This is a genomic window from Pseudomonas sp. L13 (genome assembly GCF_009935965.1).
In the GTDB taxonomy this organism is placed as follows: domain Bacteria; phylum Pseudomonadota; class Gammaproteobacteria; order Pseudomonadales; family Pseudomonadaceae; genus Aquipseudomonas; species Aquipseudomonas lactis.
The window spans coordinates 58090-75825 of record NZ_QODJ01000003.1; the positions used below are offsets into that span (position 1 = coordinate 58090).

Sequence of the window (17736 nt, forward strand, 5' to 3'; positions counted from 1 at the left end):
GCCGTCTTGAACAATCTTTGAAGAGCCTGCGGGGGCCACCGCAATCCGGGGCCGCCCGCAGGCCACTCAGTCAGCGTCGCTTGGCCATCTCATTGATGAAACGGTCGAACAGCGGCGCTACGTCGTTCGGGCCCGGGCTGGCTTCAGGGTGGCCCTGGAAGCTGAACGCGCTCTTGTCGGTGCGCTCGATGCCTTGCAGGGAACCGTCGAACAGCGACTTGTGAATGGCGCGCACATTGCTCGGCAGGGAGGCTTCATCCACCGCAAAACCGTGGTTCTGGCTGGTGATCATCACAACGCCAGTGTCCAGGTCTTGTACCGGGTGGTTGGCACCGTGGTGGCCGTGGCCCATTTTCAGGGTCTTGGCGCCGGAGGCCAAAGCCAGCAGCTGGTGACCAAGGCAGATACCGAACACCGGAATGTCGGTCTCCAGCACATCCTTGATGGCCTGGATAGCGTAGTCGCATGGCTCAGGGTCACCCGGGCCGTTGGACAGGAACACACCGTCCGGCTGCATCGCGAGCACATCGCTGGCAGGGGTTTGCGCGGGCACCACGGTCACACGGCAACCGCGCTCGACCAGCATGCGCAGGATGTTGTACTTGACGCCGTAGTCATAGGCGACCACGTGGTAAGGCAGATCGGCAGCCTCGATAGTCGCGTGGCTGTCGGTCTTCAAGTCCCAGACGGTGGAGCGCCACTCGTACTTCTCTTTGACGCTGACGACTTTCGCCAGGTCCATGCCCTTCAGGCCAGGGAAACCTTGCGCCGCGGCAATCGCCGCCTCTTCGGAAATATTGTCACCGACCATGATGCAGCCGTTCTGCGAGCCTTTTTCACGCAGGATGCGCGTGAGGCGGCGCGTATCGATACCGGCGATCGCCACAACGTTGTTGGCTTTCAGGTAATCGGACAGCGACATCGTGTTACGCCAGTTGCTCGCAACCAGTGGCAGGTCACGAATCACCAGGCCCGCCGACCAGACACGATCAGACTCGACATCTTCCGGTGTAGTACCGGTGTTGCCGATGTGCGGATAGGTCAGGGTAACGATCTGTTGGGCGTAGGAAGGATCGGTAAGGATTTCCTGATAGCCGGTCATGGCGGTGTTAAACACCACCTCTCCAACGGTTTGACCGTCGGCTCCAATGGCTTCGCCGCGAAAAATGCTGCCATCAGCAAGGGCGAGTATGGCTGGCTTAGTCAAGAAGACCTCCCGTAAATAAAGCCTGAAAGGGCGATCGCAGGTTGTAAAAAAGCGGAGTGACGTATGGACACGTCACCCCGCTTCTTCACTGAATTATTCTGCGCGCTTTTAGTGGACACACTAAAGCTGTAGCTTACAGAAAAAGGCTTTTTGGGTCCACCGCTAATGAGCCTTAAAGGCAGGGGAATGCGACAGGGCGTCGCTTAGCGGGTAAAAACGGGGCCACAGGATAATCCTGAGGCCCCGTTTTAGCTACTGCTTAGTGCAGGTCCAGCACGTCACGCATGTCGTACAGGCTAGGCTCGCGCCCTTCCAACCAGAGTGCAGCACGCACCGCACCCTTGGCGAAGGTCATGCGGCTGGAGGCTTTGTGGGTGATTTCCAGGCGCTCACCTTCAGTGGCAAACAGCACCGTGTGATCACCGACCACATCACCACCGCGCACGGTCGCGAAACCAATGGTGTCACGCGCGCGCGCACCGGTATGACCTTCACGCCCGTACACCGCCACTTTCGACAGATCGCGACCCAGCGCATCCGCAACGGCTTCACCCATGCGCAATGCCGTACCCGAAGGCGCGTCGATCTTATGGCGATGGTGGGTCTCGATAATCTCGATATCCGCTTCATCCCCCAGCACACGCGCCGCCAGGTCCAGCAACTTCAGCGACAGGTTCACACCCACGCTGAAGTTGGCCGCGAAGACGATCGGAATATCCTTGCCCGCCTCCACCAGCAACTGTTTCTGCTCGGCACTCAAACCGGTGGTGCCAATCACCATGGCCTTGCCCGCCTTACGACAGAAGGCCAGATTTTTCAGCATCACTTCCGGCAAGGTGAAGTCGATCAGCACGTCGAACTCGTCAGCCACCTGCTCAAGGTTGCCAGATAGCGAAACACCGATGCGGCCCAATGAGGCCAACTCACCTGCGTCCGCGCCGATCAACGTACTGCCTGGGCGAACAATTGCCGCCGTCAGCCCCGAGGCCGGCGAGCGTTGCTGCACCGCCTCGACCAGCGTCTTGCCCATGCGCCCGGCAGCGCCCATTACGGCTATACGTCGCATATTCAGATCCTTACAGGTCGCCGAAGAAGCGTTTTACACCGTCGAAGAAGCCCGTGGTCTTCGGCGAGTGCGAGTCATCGCCTTCCAGCGAGCTGCGGAACTCTTCCAGCAGTTCACGCTGACGACGATTCAGGTTCACCGGGGTTTCCACCGCCACACGGCACATCAGGTCGCCAGCGCCGCCACCGCGCACAGGCGCCACGCCTTTGCCACGAATGCGGAACTGCTTGCCGGTTTGAGTCCCCTCGGGAATCTTGAGCTTGACCCGACCATCCAGCGTCGGAATCTCCAGCTCGCCACCCAGTGCTGCATCAACAAAACTGATCGGCACTTCGCAGAACAAGTGCTTGCCGTCACGCTGGAAGATCGAGTGCTCGCGCACATTGATCACCACGTACAGATCGCCCGTAGGCCCGCCCTGGGCACCCGCCTCGCCTTCACCCGACAGGCGAATACGATCACCGGTATCCACACCCGCTGGCACTTTTACCGACAGCGTCTTGTACTCTTCGACGCGGCCTTCGCCGTGGCAGGAGTCGCACGGATCGGAAATGATCTTGCCCTGACCATGGCAACGCGGGCAGGTTTGCTGCACCGAGAAAAAGCCCTGCTGCATGCGCACCTGCCCGATACCGCCACAGGTCGGGCACGTGATCGGCGAGGAGCCTTTCTTCGCACCGGAGCCGTCGCACGGCTTGCAGTTAACCAGCGTCGGCACACGGATATTGACACTGGTGCCGCGCACGGCTTCTTCCAGGTTCAGCTCCAGGGTGTAACGCAAGTCACTGCCGCGCTGCGGGCCGCCACGCTGACCACCACGGCCGCCGCCGAAGAAGTCGCTGAATACGTCGCCGAAAATATCGGAGAAATTCTGGCCACCAAAACCGGCACCGCCGCCGCCCATGCTCGGGTCGACGCCGGCATGGCCGTACTGGTCGTAGGCTGCACGCTTATTGGGATCACACAGGCATTCGTAGGCCTCGTTGGCCTCTTTGAACATCTCTTCGGATTCTTTGTTATCCGGATTACGGTCCGGGTGGTGCTTCATCGCCAGGCGACGGTAGGCCTTTTTCAGCTCCGCCTCGCTGGCGCCACGCTCCACACCCAATACTTCGTAATAGTCACGCTTTGCCATAAGTCTTTGCACTCTTAAGGACGTTCGACCTGGCCCTCCTGAACCCTGTCAAACTCGTTGAGCCCCAATACAGGCCCGGACCCAACTCACGTCAATTCAACGATCCTGGTCATTACTGCTTTCAGCCAGGGAGCCGGCCAAAAACGCGGTGACTGTCATTCGGAAAGCAGGAGCATTCCCGTTCACACCGCCAGCATCCGAGCGTTGTCGCATGCTGTAAAAATTCGCATACCCCAGACACGCCAACGCGGGAGCAAGCTCCCGCGCGGCGACATCCTACCAGTCACCGCTTGTGCGCGGTCAACCGGGCGACAACTTACTTGTTGTCTTTAACTTCTTCGAACTCGGCATCGACAACGTCGTCGTGCTTGGCTTCAGGCTCTGCTTGTTGCGCAGCACCGTCAGCCGGCTGGCCTTGTTCGGCGTACATTTTTTGAGCAACTGGCGCGGAGACTTTCGACAGTTCCTCAACCTTGGCTTCGATGGCAGCCTTGTCGTCGCCTTTAATAGCGGCTTCCAGGGCAACCACTGCCGCTTCGATTGCGGTTTTCTCTTCGTCGGTCACTTTGTCGCCAGCATCAGCGATCATTTTGCGCGTCGAGTGAACCAGCGCGTCACCCTGGTTACGGGCGCCTGCCAACTCTTCGAACTTCTTGTCGGCTTCAGCATTGGTTTCAGCATCACGGATCATCTGTTGAATTTCTTCATCAGACAGACCGGAGTTGGCCTTGATGGTGATCTTCTGCTCTTTGCCAGTGGCCTTGTCTTTCGCGCCGACGTGCAGGATGCCGTTGGCGTCGATGTCGAAGGTCACTTCGATTTGTGGCACGCCACGTGGTGCTGGTGGAATCTCAGCCAGGTCGAACTTGCCCAGGGACTTGTTCTGCGCAGCTTGCTTACGCTCGCCCTGCAGCACGTGGATAGTCACGGCGCCTTGGTTGTCATCGGCAGTCGAGAACACCTGGGATTTCTTGGTAGGAATCGTGGTGTTTTTCTCGATCAGCGCCGTCATCACGCCACCCATGGTTTCGATACCCAGGGTCAGCGGGCTTACGTCCAGCAGCAACACGTCTTTCACGTCACCGGCCAGTACGGCACCCTGGATGGCAGCACCCATGGCAACGGCTTCGTCCGGGTTCACGTCTTTACGAGCTTCTTTGCCGAAGAACTCGGTGACCAGCTTCTGAACCAGTGGCATACGGGTCTGGCCGCCTACCAGGATCACGTCGTTGATAGAACCAACGTCGATACCGGAGTCTTTCAGCGCGATGCGGCAAGGTTCGATGGTGCGCTGAACCAGGTCTTCAACCAGTGCTTCGAGCTTGGAACGCGAGATTTTCACGTTCAAGTGCTTAGGACCGGTGGCGTCTGCAGTGATGTACGGCAGGTTCACGTCGGTCGACTGAGCGGAAGACAGCTCGATCTTGGCTTTCTCAGCGGCTTCTTTCAGGCGCTGCATGGCCAGCGGGTCACCTTTGAGGTTCATGCCGCTTTCTTTCTTGAATTCGTCAACGAGGTAGTCGATCAGACGAATGTCAAAGTCTTCACCACCCAGGAAGGTGTCGCCGTTGGTGGCCAACACTTCAAACTGGTGCTCGCCGTCAACTTCTGCGATCTCGATCACGGAGACGTCGAACGTACCGCCACCCAGGTCGTAAACGATCACGGTGTGATCGCCCTTGGCCTTGTCCATACCGTAAGCCAGCGCGGCTGCGGTTGGTTCGTTGATGATACGTTTTACATCCAGGCCCGCGATGCGGCCGGCGTCTTTGGTGGCCTGGCGCTGGCTGTCGTTGAAGTAGGCCGGAACGGTGATCACCGCTTCAGTCACTGCTTCACCGAGGTAGTCTTCGGCGGTCTTCTTCATCTTTTTCAAGATTTCAGCCGAGATTTGTGGCGGCGACATTTTCTGGCCGTTCACTTCAACCCAGGCGTCACCGTTGTCAGCCTTGGCGATTTTGTAAGGCACCATCTTGATGTCTTTCTGTACGACTTCTTCGTCGAACTTACGACCAATCAGACGCTTTACCGCGTACAGGGTATTGTGCGGGTTGGTCACTGCCTGACGCTTGGCCGATTGGCCGACGAGGATTTCACCGTCGTTGGCGTAAGCGATGATCGACGGAGTGGTACGTGCGCCTTCGGCGTTTTCAATAACTTTTGCAACGCCGTTTTCCAGCACGGAGACGCAGGAGTTGGTGGTCCCCAGGTCGATACCGATAATTTTGCCCATGATTTACTCTCCCGAAACTTGAATTTGGTTGCCGCAGCAGTTGTGGCTAACTGCGGTAGCACTTAAACGCTTGACTTATAAATGGGGGCCTTGCGGCGGATTTCAAGCCTGCTCATCAATAGAAGGTGCAACGGGTGCAGGAGCCTTGCTCACCACCACCATTGCCGGGCGCATCAGGCGACCGTTGAGCTGGTAACCCTTCTGGAACACCTTGATCACGCTATTGGGTTCCAGGTCATGGCTTTCCTGCATGGCCATGGCTTGGTGATGTTCAGCATTGAACGGTTCACCGGCTTGCGGATCGATCGCCTCCAACTGATAACGCTTCAGGGTGTCCTGGAACATTTTCAGGGTCAGCTCGATGCCTTCGCGCATTGGGCGGATGTTTTCGTCATCCGGGTTGGACAACTCAAGGCCACGCTCCAGGCTGTCGATGATCGGCAGCAGGTCACCGGCGAATTTTTCCAGCGCGAACTTGTGGGCCTTCTCTACATCCTGCTCGGCACGGCGGCGGACGTTCTGCAGATCGGCGGCAACACGCAACGATTGATCCTGCGCAGTGGCCAATTGCTCTTCGAGCACTTGCACACGAGTCGCCAGTTCATCACCGGCAGCCGAATTGGCGTCTGGAGTTTGCGTATCCTGCGTCTGTTCGTCAGCCATAGATTTCTCCTTTCAAAATCATGCGCGAACTCAACTCGCGCTTCTGCTCCGGTATATGGGGCCACAATTTTCAGGTTCAAGGGCGCAGGCGTTACCAAAAGTCTTTCGATTGACCTGGATCATTTCCTTCACGCTCATTCCACATCGCGCTAAAAAAAATCGCGACTCAAGCAAATCGAGCTAAGCGTCAGGATTGTCAGCCCCGAACAAAACACTGTATAAATAACCAGACCTAAAGCCTGGGAGCGGCCGTCATGCTCGTGCACCTGTCTGTACATAACTACGCCATCGTTGAACACCTGGATCTTGAACTGGATCGCGGGATGAGCGTAATCACAGGCGAAACCGGCGCCGGCAAGTCGATCATGCTCGACGCCCTCGGCCTGACCCTCGGCGACCGCGCCGACAGTGGCGTGGTACGCCCTGGCTCAGACAAGGCTGACATCCTGGCCACCTTCGACTTGGCGGACATCCCCGAAGCCGAGGCATGGCTGGCCGAGCGTGACCTCAATAATGAAGGCCCCTGCATTCTGCGCCGGGTGATCACGGCCGAGGGGCGCTCCCGCGGCTATATCAACGGCACGCCCTGCCCACTGGGCGACTTGAAAGCCCTGGGCGAATTGCTGATCGATATCCACAGTCAGCACGAACACCAATCGCTGTTGAAAACCGATACCCACCGTCGCCTGCTCGATGAGTACGCCGGTGCCACCGATCTTTCCCGGCAAGTTCAACTGGCCGCCCAACGCTGGCGCCAGACACGCCAGGAACTGGAACGCCTCTCCAACTCCGGCGACGAACAACGCGCCCGCCACCAGTTGCTCAGCTACCAATTGGAAGAGCTTGAAAGCCTGGGCCTGGGTGAGACCGAGCTGGAACAGCTTGAGCAGGAACACAAGAACCTGACCAACGCCGAGACCCTGCTGGGCATCTGCCGCCAAGTGGTCGAGCAATGCAGCGAGAGCGACTCCGGCAATGTGCTCAACGCGCTGACGGCAAGCCTCAATCGCCTGTCCAGCGTGAACAATGCTTCCGGCTCACTGAGTGAAGCGACCACCCTGCTGACCAGCGCGCAGATCCAGGTTGAAGAGGCCGTGGGCGAACTCAATCGTTTCCTGGACCATTTCGACGCCGACCCGGCTCGCCTGCAGGAAATAGAAGAGCGCCTGGACACTATTTATACCCTGGCTCGCAAGCATCGAATCCAGCCGACTGAAGTCGCAACCATGCAGCAGAAACTGCTGGATGAAATCGAAACACTCAACGCGAACGACGAATCCATCGAACGACTGGGCGAGGAGCTCGCCTCGTTTGCCCGTCATTATCAGGAAAAAGCCCGGGAGCTGAGCGCCCTGCGCCAGCAGGCAGCTACTAGCCTGGCCAGCGCCGTTGAGCTGGAAATCCAGCGCCTGGGCATGCCAGGCGGGCGCTTCACCATCGAGTTGCATCCCAACGCCAGTCAAGAATTGCAGCCCCATGGGCTGGAGCACGTCGAACTGCTGGTGAGTGCCAACCCCGGCCAACCGCTCAAGGCCCTGGCCAAAGTGGCCTCCGGCGGCGAACTTTCGCGGATCAGCCTGGCGATCCAGGTGATTACCGCACAGACCTCACGCGTACCCACCCTGGTATTCGATGAAGTGGATGTGGGCATTGGCGGGCCGACCGCAGAAATTGTTGGCCAATTGCTGCGCCGCCTGGGGGATCGCGGCCAGGTGCTTACGGTGACCCACTTGCCGCAAGTGGCAGCCCAAGGGCATCAGCACCTGTTTGTGCATAAGGTGCGCGGTAGCGACGCGACACACACAGCCGTTTCCAAGCTGAACAAGTCGGAACGGGTGGAAGAAGTGGCGCGGATGCTCGGCGGTATCGACTTGACCAAGGAGTCCTTGGCGCACGCGAAAAAAATGGTGGTAGCCGCGAAGGCTTGAAGCGACACTTTTCTCTCTTATAGAAAGCACGAAGGCGACCCGAGGGTCGCCTTCAATCGTTTCGCAAAGCAAAACTGCGTCGATTTTTACTTTTTCTTACGGATGTACAACACGAGATTGTGGTCGACCAAATCGAACCCATGCTCCTCAGCAATCTTGTGCTGCAGCGCTTCGATTTCAGGGCTGGTGAACTCGATAACCTCATTGGTATCCAGGTCAACCATGTGGTCATGGTGACCACCGTCAGCCAATTCAAACACCGCATGACCGCCATCGAAATTATGACGAACCACCAGCCCTGCGGCTTCAAACTGGGTCAGTACACGGTATACCGTGGCCAGGCCGACGTCCTCGTTAGACTCCATCAGCGCCTTGTAAACGTCTTCGGCACTCATGTGGCGCTGCTCAGCAGAATCGAGCATTTGTAGAATCTTGACTCGTGGCAGAGTCACTTTGAGACCGGCTTTGCGTAGTTCGCTATTTTCAACCATGGTTAGCTTTCTCGCGGATGCTGCTTCGCAGCTTCTCTTAATACGGGTATGATCGGCGTTTACGTTGTCCCAGCCAAGATAGTGGAAGTCGCCCACCGATGCAAAACACCAAGCTCTTGCTAACCAGTTTCACCTTTGTGGGACTGCTCGCACTCGCCGGTTGTTCATTCCCCGGGGTTTACAAAATCGACATCCAGCAGGGCAATGTCGTCACGCAGGACATGATAGACCAGTTACGCCCGGGAATGACCCGACGGCAAGTACGGTTTATCATGGGTAATCCCCTGCTGACCGACACTTTCCATGCCGATCGCTGGGATTATCTCTACAGCCTGCAGCCGGGTGGCGGTGAACGCCAGCAGGAGCGTGTCAGTGTCATCTTCAATGGCAATGACCAGCTCGTGAGCCTGTCCGGTGACTTCATGCCCGGCGTAAGCCGCGATGAAGCCTTGCTGGGCAAGGACAGCGGCACCAACGTGACCGCACCTGCGCAGGAAGCCGAAAAACCAAAATCCGAGGTACCGGCCAAGCCAGGTTCGTTGCTGGACACCATCCAGAAAGACATCGACAACGTGGAAACCGTACCCGTCCCGACGCCTCAGCCTCTGGACACCAGCCCGCAATAATTTTGCGCTCGATAAAAAGCCCGGCATGCCGGGCTTTTTGTTGCCTGCCATTTGCCTAGCTATATTGCCCACCGCATCAGCGCCTGACACAAATCCCCTGTGGGAGCGGGCTTGCCCGCGAAGGCGGTGTGCCAGTCAATAACTCTTCAACTGAACCACCGCCATCGCAGGCAAGCCAGCTCCCACATTGGCCATGTATTGCCCACAAAATCAGCGCCTGGCTCACATCCCTGTGGGAGCGGGCTTGCCCGCGATGGCGGTGTGTCAGGCAAGGATTCTTCAGCTGAACCACCGCTTTCGCAGGCAAGCCACCACACAGTTGGATCGCGGGATTCCAGGGAGATATGTGTCGGTTGACAGGCCGTCAAGGGTTCAGCTTCGTATCGCAGGGCTGCAGATAGCTACGCTGCCATTTGGCAAGCTCAAGAATTCGCTTGCCTGGCCAACGCCGCCTTGGCCGCGCGCAGCCTGCGTACCTCTTTAGGGTCCGCCAGCAAAGGCCGATAGATCTCAATACGGTCACCCGCTTGTACGCAACGCACTTGTGCATCCACGACAACCTTGCCAAATATACCCAACGGGCAATCAGCCAGATCAACAGCAGGAAAATGCGCCGCCATTCCCGACGCCTGCACCGCCTCGCGCAAACTAGTGCCTTCAGCCACCTTTACCGCCAGCAACACCTGGCGATCCTCAGCGGCAAACACCACCTCAATTTCAACCATGCAATTGCTTGGCGCGCTGACAGAACGCGTCCACCAGGGTGTTGGCAGCCTGATTGAACAAAGGCCCCAACGTCGCACGAACAATCGGCCCAGCATAATCAAACGAAAGATCCAGGCTGATCTTGCAGGCCTTGTCCGTCAGCGCCTTGAACACCCACACGCCATGTAGCTGGGTGAACGGCCCTTCCTGCAGGTTCATTTCGATGGATTGCCCCGGCACCAGCACATTGCGCGTCACAAAATGCTGGCTGAGGCCACCCTTGGCCACCCCCACACTGGCAACCATGTGCTCGTCACTGCTCTCCAGAACCTCGGCCGTCGAGCACCAAGGCAGAAACTCTGGGTAACGCGCCACGTCGTTGACCAGGTCATAGAGCGCCTGCGCCGGATAGGGCAACAGGGCCGAACGTTGAATATGCGTCGTCATGTGAGCGTTACTTCCACTGCTTAAGGCAAACATCGCGAAAGAACAGCCCAATCCGCGAGAGAAAAAAACCAAAGAACTGCCCGCATTGTCCGGGATTCGTCCAACTCGCTCAAGCACACAGGTTGACCGTAGCCGACACGCTCGCAACTCCCTATAATGCCGCCCCTATGGCTAAACAAAAGAAACACCCCACAGGGACCATCGCGCAAAATAAAAAAGCGCGACACGATTACTTCATCGAACATCGGTTCGAGGCTGGTCTGGTCCTGGCCGGCTGGGAAGTAAAAAGTCTGCGTGCCAGCAAACTGCAGCTGGTCGACAGCTATGTGCTGCTCAAGGATGGCGAGGCATGGCTGCTTGGCAGTCATATCACCCCGCTGACCACCGCGAGCACCCACGTGATTGCCGACCCGGTGCGTACGCGCAAGTTGTTGCTCAATGCTCGCGAACTCGAAAAGCTCGCCGCAGCCGTGCAGCAAAAAGGCTACGCGTGCGTCTGCTTGTCTTGGTACTGGAGCAAGCACCTGGTCAAATGCGAGATCGCATTGGGCAAGGGCAAGAAGGAATACGACAAGCGCGACACCGAACGCGAGCGCGATTCCAATCGCGAACTGCATCGCGCCGTGCGCAACAAAGGCAAGGAAGAGTAATCCTTGTGACGGTGTAGCCCACGCGGGCTACATCCCTTTGCGCCGCTCCGCCCGAGCCACGCGCTGAACCTCCTGACGCACCTCCTCCAACACCTCCTGCACATACAGCAGATGCCGTGTCGAGACTTCCCGCGCCTGCTCGGCCCGCCCCTCGATGATGGCCAGGTACAAGTCGCGGTGCTGATTGATCAGCATGTCGCGGGTCTCCGTACGCTGCTGGTACATGCCACCAATATTCGTCACCACGTTACGCTTGAGCAGGTCGAACAACCCGCGAATGGTGTGCAGCAACACGGCGTTATGACTGGCTTCGGCAATCGCCAAGTGAAACCTTGCATCCGCAGCGCCCTCCTCCACTCGGCTCACCTCGTCGGCACGCGCATAGCAATCCTGCAACGCCTCGAACGCTGCGGTCAGCCTTTCACGGTCAACCTCCGTGGCGCGTAACGCCGCGTAATAAGCACACGAAGCCTCAAGGGTCTGGCGAAACTCCAACAGATCGCGCTGCGCTTCGGGATTGCTTTCCAACAAGTGCAGCAGCGGATCGCTGAAGGTCGAACCCAGGGAGTCGACCACATAGTTGCCGCCGCCCTGACGACTGACCAGCAAGCCCTTGGCCGCCAGCTTCTGAATCGCCTCACGCAACGAAGGGCGCGACACACCAAAGCGCTCAGCCAACGCGCGCTCGGCCGGCAAACGCTCGCCCGACTTCAGCGTGCCCTCGAGAATCATGCCCTCAAGCTGCTCGACAATATCGTCAGACAAACGGCGCTGACGCACCTGATCAAACCCCATAACTCAACTCTCCACCATCCCGACCACTCGCCGGGGCCCCTATTCTGGCCTATCGCCGTGCCGGCAGCACCTATCAGAACGCCTTCAATTGCGCTGAGCAGAACACCCCGCCTCCCGACCTACGACCAAAGTTTCCCAGGCGGCAAATTGACACACCCCTGCCCAGGCTCTTAATCTAGCCCACAGCGACTGTAAATTGGTATTACCAATTACCCAAGCTCACCAAACAACAACAATCAGGGGCCACCCCATATGCAAACCTGGCAACAGCTTTACAGCCCACTCGGCAGCCTCGGCCTGTCCGCACTGGCCGCCGTCATTCCCATCGTATTCTTCTTCCTGGCGCTGGCCGTGTTCCGCCTCAAAGGCCATGTGGCCGGCAGCATCACCCTGGCCCTGTCGATCCTGGTCGCCATCTTTGCCTTCCAGATGCCGGTAGACATGGCGCTGGCTGCGGCCGGTTATGGTTTTGCCTATGGCCTGTGGCCCATCGCCTGGATCATCGTCGCGGCGGTATTCCTGTACAAATTGACGGTCAAGAGCGGCCAGTTCGAGATCATTCGCAGCTCCGTCTTGTCGATCACCGATGACCAGCGCTTGCAGGTGTTGTTGATCGGTTTTTGCTTTGGCGCCTTCCTGGAAGGCGCGGCCGGTTTCGGCGCACCCGTGGCGATCACCGCCGCGCTGCTGGTAGGCCTGGGTTTCAACCCGCTGTACGCCGCCGGCCTGTGCCTGATTGCCAATACCGCGCCCGTGGCTTTCGGCGCATTGGGCATTCCGATCATCGTCGCCGGCCAGGTCACCGGCATTGATGCGTTCAAGATTGGCGCCATGACCGGCCGCCAACTGCCACTGCTGTCGCTGTTCGTGCCGTTCTGGCTGGTATTCATGATGGACGGCCTGCGCGGCGTTCGCGAAACCTGGCCGGCAGCCTTGGTGGCCGGATTGAGCTTTGCCGTCACCCAATATTTCACCTCCAACTTCATTGGCCCGGAGCTGCCGGACATCACCTCAGCACTCGCCAGCCTGATTGCCCTGACACTGTTCCTGAAGGTCTGGCAACCCAAGCGCACCGCAGGCGCACAAATTGCCGGCGCCACCTCCAGCGTGGCGGTCACCTCCAGCGCCGGCGGCTTCGGCTTGCCGCGCAACACCGTGGTTTCGCCCTACAGCCTGGGGCAAATTTTCAAGGCGTGGTCGCCGTTCCTGATCCTCACCGTACTGGTGACCATCTGGACCCTCAAACCCTTCAAGGCCCTGTTCGCCGCAGGCGGTTCGATGTACGGCTGGGTGTTTAATTTTGCGATCCCGCACCTGGATCAACTGGTGATTAAAGTCGCGCCCATCGTGACCAACCCCACCGCCATCCCGGCCGTCTTCAAGCTCGACCCGATTTCCGCCACCGGCACGGCGATCTTCTTCTCGGCACTGGTCTCGATGCTGGTGTTGAAAATCGACATAAAAACTGGTCTTACCACTTTAAAAGAAACCTTCTTTGAGCTGCGCTGGCCGATCCTGTCCATCGGCATGGTGCTGGCGTTCGCCTTCGTCACCAACTACTCCGGCATGTCCTCGACCATGGCCCTGGTTCTGGCCGGCACCGGTGCGGCCTTCCCGTTCTTCTCGCCATTCCTTGGCTGGCTGGGGGTTTTCCTGACAGGCTCCGATACCTCATCCAACGCCCTGTTCAGCTCACTGCAAGCCACCACTGCGCACCAGATCGGCGTCAACGACACCCTGCTGGTAGCCGCGAACACCAGCGGTGGCGTGACCGGCAAAATGATCTCGCCGCAGTCGATCGCCGTGGCCTGCGCCGCCACCGGCCTGGTGGGCAAGGAATCCGACCTGTTCCGCTTTACCCTCAAGCACAGCCTGTTTTTTGCCACCATCGTCGGGCTGATCACCTTGGCGCAGGCGTACTGGTTCACCGGTATGCTGGTGCACTGAGACCTGCACGTAATAGGGTAAGAATCGACGCCGGGGCACCCTTCCGGCGTCTGCTATTTCTGGAGGACCGATGAGCCTGCCTGCTGCTTTCCTGAGCGACGTCGCACAACTGATCCCGCAAGATCGCCGCTTCGACGATCCACTTTCCACCCTCGCCTTCGGCACCGACGCAAGCTTTTACCGACTGATCCCACAGCTGGTGATCCGCGTGGAGTCAGAAGACGAAGTGGTAACCCTGCTACAACTGGCCCAGCGCGACCGCGTGCCGGTGACCTTCCGTGCCGCAGGCACCAGCCTCTCGGGCCAGGCCATCAGCGACTCGGTGCTGATCGTGCTCGGTGATAACTGGAACCACCGCGAAATTCGCGGGCAAGGCACACAGATCCGCCTGCAACCCGGCGTGATCGGCGCCCAGGCCAATGCCTGGCTCGCACCGTTCGGGCGCAAGATCGGGCCGGACCCAGCGTCCATCAATGCTTGCAAGATCGGCGGTATCGTCGCCAACAATGCCAGTGGCATGTGCTGCGGCACGGCGCAAAACACCTACCACACCCTGGCGGGCATCCGCCTGGTGCTGGCCGATGGCAGCCGCCTGGACACCGAAGATGCCGCCAGCGTGCAAGCCTTCCGCCAGTCACATAGCGCACTGCTTGAACGCCTAGCCCTGCTGGGTCGTGAAACACGGGCAAATACTGAGCTGGCGGCAAGGATCCGCCATAAATACCGACTGAAAAACACCACCGGCCTGTCACTCAATGCCTTGGTGGATTTCGATGAACCGCTGGATATCCTCAGCCACCTGCTAGTGGGCTCCGAGGGTACCCTGGGGTTTATCAGTGCGGTCACCTACGACACCGTGATCGACTACCCCAACAAAGCCTCAGCGCTGATCGTCTTCCCGGATGTCGAAACCTGCTGCAACGCGGTCACCGTGTTGAAAACACAGCCAGTTTCGGCTGTTGAACTGCTGGACCGACGCAGCATGCGCTCGGTGCAGGACAAACCGGGCATGCCTGCTTTCGTACAGCACCTATCGGAAAACGCCTGCGCACTATTGATCGAATCCCGCGCCGCGTCGCCATCACTGCTGCACGAACAACTGACGCGGATCATGGCGTCCCTGGCGGCGTTTCCCGTGGAGAAACAAGTCGACTTCACCGAAGACCCCCTGGAAAACGCCCGCCTGTGGGCCATCCGCAAAGACACCTTCCCCGCCGTAGGCGCCGTGCGCAAAACTGGCACCACCGTGATCATCGAAGACGTGACCTTCCCGGTAGAACAACTGGCGATTGGCGTGAACCGCTTGATCGCACTGTTCGACAAACACCACTACGACGAAGCCATCCTTTTCGGACATGCCCTGGAAGGCAATCTGCACTTTGTGTTCACCCAAGGCTTCAACAGCAGCGAAGAAGTCGCACGCTATCAAGCGTTCATGGACGACGTCGCGCAACTGGTGGCCGTGGAGTTCGGTGGCTCGCTGAAGGCCGAACACGGCACCGGCCGCAATATGGCCCCTTTCGTCGAACTGGAATGGGGCAGCGACGCTTATCAACTGATGTGGCAGCTCAAGCGCCTGCTCGACCCCAACGGCATCCTCAACCCAGACGTAGTGCTTAGCGAAGACCCGCAGGTCCACCTCAAACACCTAAAGCCGTTGCCCGCCGCCGATGAGCTTGTGGATAAGTGCATCGAGTGTGGGTTCTGCGAGCCGGTGTGCCCGTCAAAAGGCCTGACCCTGAGCCCGCGCCAGCGCATCGTGATCTGGCGCGACATCCAGGCGAAAAAACGCGCAGGCGTGGACACTACCGAACTGGAAGCGGCCTACCACTACCAGGGCATCGACACCTGCGCAGCCACCGGCTTATGCGCGCAACGTTGCCCTGTAGGCATCAATACCGGCGACCTGGTGAAAAAACTGCGCAGCCGCGAGGCCGACCGTACGAAAACCGCCGACTGGCTCGCCAGCCACTTCGCCACCGCGCTGCAAGGTGCGCGCTTCACGCTGCACGTCGCCAACGGTGCGCGCATGCTGCTGGGCGCCCCACGGCTGGCCAAGCTCTCGAGCACACTGACCAAGCTGTCCAAAGGGCAAATACCGCAGTGGATCAACGCCATGCCACAGCCCGAAAAAGCCATCCGCTTCAGCCCTGCAGTGACGGACGCGCGCCCGAGTGTGGTTTACCTGGCTGCCTGCGTCTCCCGCGCCATGGGCCCGGCAGCCGGCGATAAAGAGCAAATGTCGCTGTACGACAAAACCCGCCAACTGCTGGAAAAAGCCGGCTACCAGGTAGTCTTCCCCGACAACCAGGACAGCCTCTGCTGCGGCCAGCCCTTCGCGTCCAAAGGCTACGCCGAACAGGCCGAACACAAGCGCCAGGAACTGCTCGGCGCCCTGCTCCACGCCAGCCGCGGCGGCCTCGACCCCATCTACTGCGACACCAGCCCCTGCACCCTGCGCCTGGTGCAAGAGTTGGGAGAAACGCGCCTGGACCTCTACGACCCAGTGCGCTTTATCCGCACCCACCTGATGGACCGCCTCGACTTCACACCCCAAGAAGCGCCCATCGCCGTACACGTCACCTGCAGCACCCAACACCTGGGCGAGAGCCAGGCCCTGATCGAACTGGCGCGACGCTGCGCAAAAACCGTGGTGATCCCCGAAGGCATTCATTGCTGCGGCTTTGCCGGCGACAAAGGCTTCACCACCCCAGAGCTCAACGCCCACGCCCTGCGCTCCCTCAAGGACGCCGTGCAACATTGCAGCGAAGGCATCTCCACCAGCCGCACCTGCGAGATCGGCCTGAGCCAGCATGGCGGCATCGACTACCACGGCCTGGTCTACCTGGTAGACCGCGTCACCCGCGCCCGCGCCCACTGACCCGGCAAAAAAACCGAACCCTCGCGCACCGGCGCAGTCATCTGCATAGGCCTCGACCAACGAGGCCCATCAGTGATGTCGCTGGCAGCGGTTGCACGCCAGCAGCGTCGAGCCCTTTTGCGCAAGGAGACACCCTATGAAGCGTTCCGCTCTTGCTGGCTTGTTCATGACCGCTGCGATGCTCGCCTCCCCCGCTTTCGCAGCCAGTGACAAAGACCTGTGCCAGATCAACCTGGACAAAATCAACAACGGCAAAGCCCTGCTCGCCACCGACACCAGCGGTAAAAGTGGCGAAATAGACACCGCCGTCTCCCAAGCCAAGGCAGCCCACGCCGCAGGTGATGAGAAGAAGTGCATCGAAATCACCTCCAAGGCCCTGCAAGACCTGCAGAACAGCGAGAAAGGCGGCCAGTAAGCGAGAGGGCCAACCTTCGGGTTGGCCTTCGCTGACGTTTTGGCGTACACTGCACAGGCTTGTCACTCACTAAGAAACAACGAGTTACAAGCACGGGGCCGTTTAGGATTCGACGCCGGTCGCGAAACTTTAGGTGCATGCCGAGTTGGTAACAGAACTCGTAAATCCACTGTTGCAACTTCTTATAGTTGCCAATGACGAAAACTACGGCCAGGAATTCGCTCTCGCTGCGTAAGCAGCCTTAGCCCTGAGCTTCTGGTACCTTCGGGTCCAGCAATCACCAGGGGATGTCTGTAAACCCAAAGTGATTGTCATATAGAACAGAATCGCCGTGCAGTACGTTGTGGACGAAGCGGCTAAAACTTACACAACTCGCCCAAAGCACCCTGCCCTTCGGGTCGCTGAGGGTTAACTTAATAGAAACGGCTACGCATGTAGTACCGACAGCGGAGTACTGGCGGACGGGGGTTCAAATCCCCCCGGCTCCACCACTTCAACATCTAAAGACGTCCAAGGACGTCTTTTTTTGTGCCTGAAATCCAGCAAG

Annotated in this window: 15 protein-coding genes and 1 other RNA gene; 7 read left to right on the forward strand and 9 right to left on the reverse strand. The window is 58.9% G+C overall.

The annotated features are described in order from the left end of the window. Positions 1 to 70: 70 nt before the first annotated feature. From carA to grpE, 5 genes are all read right to left on the reverse strand, one after another. Positions 71 to 1207: a glutamine-hydrolyzing carbamoyl-phosphate synthase small subunit gene (gene carA / locus DK871_RS03130; RefSeq protein WP_047711798.1), complete on the reverse strand. Its 1137-nt coding sequence runs from the start codon at positions 1205 to 1207 to the stop codon at positions 71 to 73. 259 nt (positions 1208 to 1466) lie between these two features. Next, complete coding sequence (gene dapB / locus DK871_RS03135) at positions 1467 to 2273, reverse strand: 4-hydroxy-tetrahydrodipicolinate reductase (protein WP_161903941.1); 807 nt, start codon at positions 2271 to 2273, stop codon at positions 1467 to 1469. Positions 2274 to 2283: 10 nt separating this feature from the next. Next, a complete protein-coding gene (gene dnaJ, locus DK871_RS03140; RefSeq protein ID WP_014719958.1) occupies positions 2284 to 3408 on the reverse strand; it encodes a molecular chaperone DnaJ in 1125 nt (374 codons plus the stop codon). Positions 3409 to 3724: 316 nt separating this feature from the next. Continuing rightward, on the reverse strand, positions 3725 to 5641 hold the full coding sequence (gene dnaK / locus DK871_RS03145) for a molecular chaperone DnaK (protein WP_014719959.1): 1917 nt from the start codon (positions 5639 to 5641) through the stop codon (positions 3725 to 3727). A 102-nt stretch (positions 5642 to 5743) separates the two neighbouring features. Further along, entirely contained in the window at positions 5744 to 6304 is a 561-nt protein-coding gene (gene grpE, locus DK871_RS03150; RefSeq protein WP_161903942.1) for a nucleotide exchange factor GrpE, read from the reverse strand. A gap of 254 nt (positions 6305 to 6558) precedes the next feature. Here grpE and recN point away from each other — a divergent pair, with 254 nt between their 5' ends. Beyond that, entirely contained in the window at positions 6559 to 8232 is a 1674-nt protein-coding gene (gene recN, locus DK871_RS03155; RefSeq protein ID WP_003194217.1) for a DNA repair protein RecN, read from the forward strand. 86 nt (positions 8233 to 8318) lie between these two features. Here recN and fur read toward each other — a convergent pair whose 3' ends face one another. After that, positions 8319 to 8723 (reverse strand): ferric iron uptake transcriptional regulator, encoded by a 405-nt coding sequence (gene fur, locus DK871_RS03160; RefSeq protein ID WP_003194220.1) that lies wholly within the window; start codon positions 8721 to 8723, stop codon positions 8319 to 8321. Between the two features lie 98 nt (positions 8724 to 8821). Here fur and DK871_RS03165 point away from each other — a divergent pair, with 98 nt between their 5' ends. Beyond that, positions 8822 to 9349, forward strand: a complete 528-nt coding sequence (locus DK871_RS03165; RefSeq protein WP_034126997.1) for an outer membrane protein assembly factor BamE — start codon at positions 8822 to 8824, stop codon at positions 9347 to 9349. Positions 9350 to 9771: 422 nt separating this feature from the next. Here DK871_RS03165 and DK871_RS03170 read toward each other — a convergent pair whose 3' ends face one another. Then, complete coding sequence (locus DK871_RS03170) at positions 9772 to 10074, reverse strand: RnfH family protein (RefSeq protein ID WP_161903943.1); 303 nt, start codon at positions 10072 to 10074, stop codon at positions 9772 to 9774. Next, positions 10067 to 10501, reverse strand: coding sequence for a type II toxin-antitoxin system RatA family toxin (locus DK871_RS03175; protein ID WP_003194226.1), 435 nt, complete (start codon positions 10499 to 10501; stop codon positions 10067 to 10069). Before DK871_RS03175 ends, DK871_RS03170 begins: the two co-directional genes overlap by 8 nt. Positions 10502 to 10668: 167 nt before the next feature. On the opposite strand from DK871_RS03175, the gene smpB reads away from it, so the two are divergent. After that, positions 10669 to 11151, forward strand: a complete 483-nt coding sequence (gene smpB / locus DK871_RS03180) for an SsrA-binding protein SmpB (RefSeq protein ID WP_014719962.1) — start codon at positions 10669 to 10671, stop codon at positions 11149 to 11151. A 27-nt stretch (positions 11152 to 11178) separates the two neighbouring features. On the opposite strand, the gene DK871_RS03185 is transcribed toward smpB, so the two are convergent. After that, on the reverse strand, positions 11179 to 11946 hold the full coding sequence (locus tag DK871_RS03185) for an FCD domain-containing protein (RefSeq protein WP_014719963.1): 768 nt from the start codon (positions 11944 to 11946) through the stop codon (positions 11179 to 11181). 252 nt (positions 11947 to 12198) lie between these two features. Here DK871_RS03185 and DK871_RS03190 point away from each other — a divergent pair, with 252 nt between their 5' ends. The 4 genes from DK871_RS03190 (at position 12199) to ssrA (ending at position 17680) form a co-directional block, all read left to right on the forward strand. Next, complete coding sequence (locus tag DK871_RS03190) at positions 12199 to 13893, forward strand: lactate permease LctP family transporter (protein ID WP_161903944.1); 1695 nt, start codon at positions 12199 to 12201, stop codon at positions 13891 to 13893. A 70-nt stretch (positions 13894 to 13963) separates the two neighbouring features. Then, positions 13964 to 16774, forward strand: a complete 2811-nt coding sequence (locus tag DK871_RS03195; RefSeq protein ID WP_161903945.1) for an FAD-binding and (Fe-S)-binding domain-containing protein — start codon at positions 13964 to 13966, stop codon at positions 16772 to 16774. 136 nt (positions 16775 to 16910) lie between these two features. After that, the gene (locus DK871_RS03200) at positions 16911 to 17189 is read left to right on the forward strand and encodes a hypothetical protein (protein ID WP_003194233.1); all 279 of its coding nucleotides are present in this window, start codon (positions 16911 to 16913) and stop codon (positions 17187 to 17189) included. A gap of 94 nt (positions 17190 to 17283) precedes the next feature. Continuing rightward, positions 17284 to 17680, forward strand: a transfer-messenger RNA (tmRNA) gene (gene ssrA, locus DK871_RS03205). Positions 17681 to 17736: the final 56 nt, after the last annotated feature.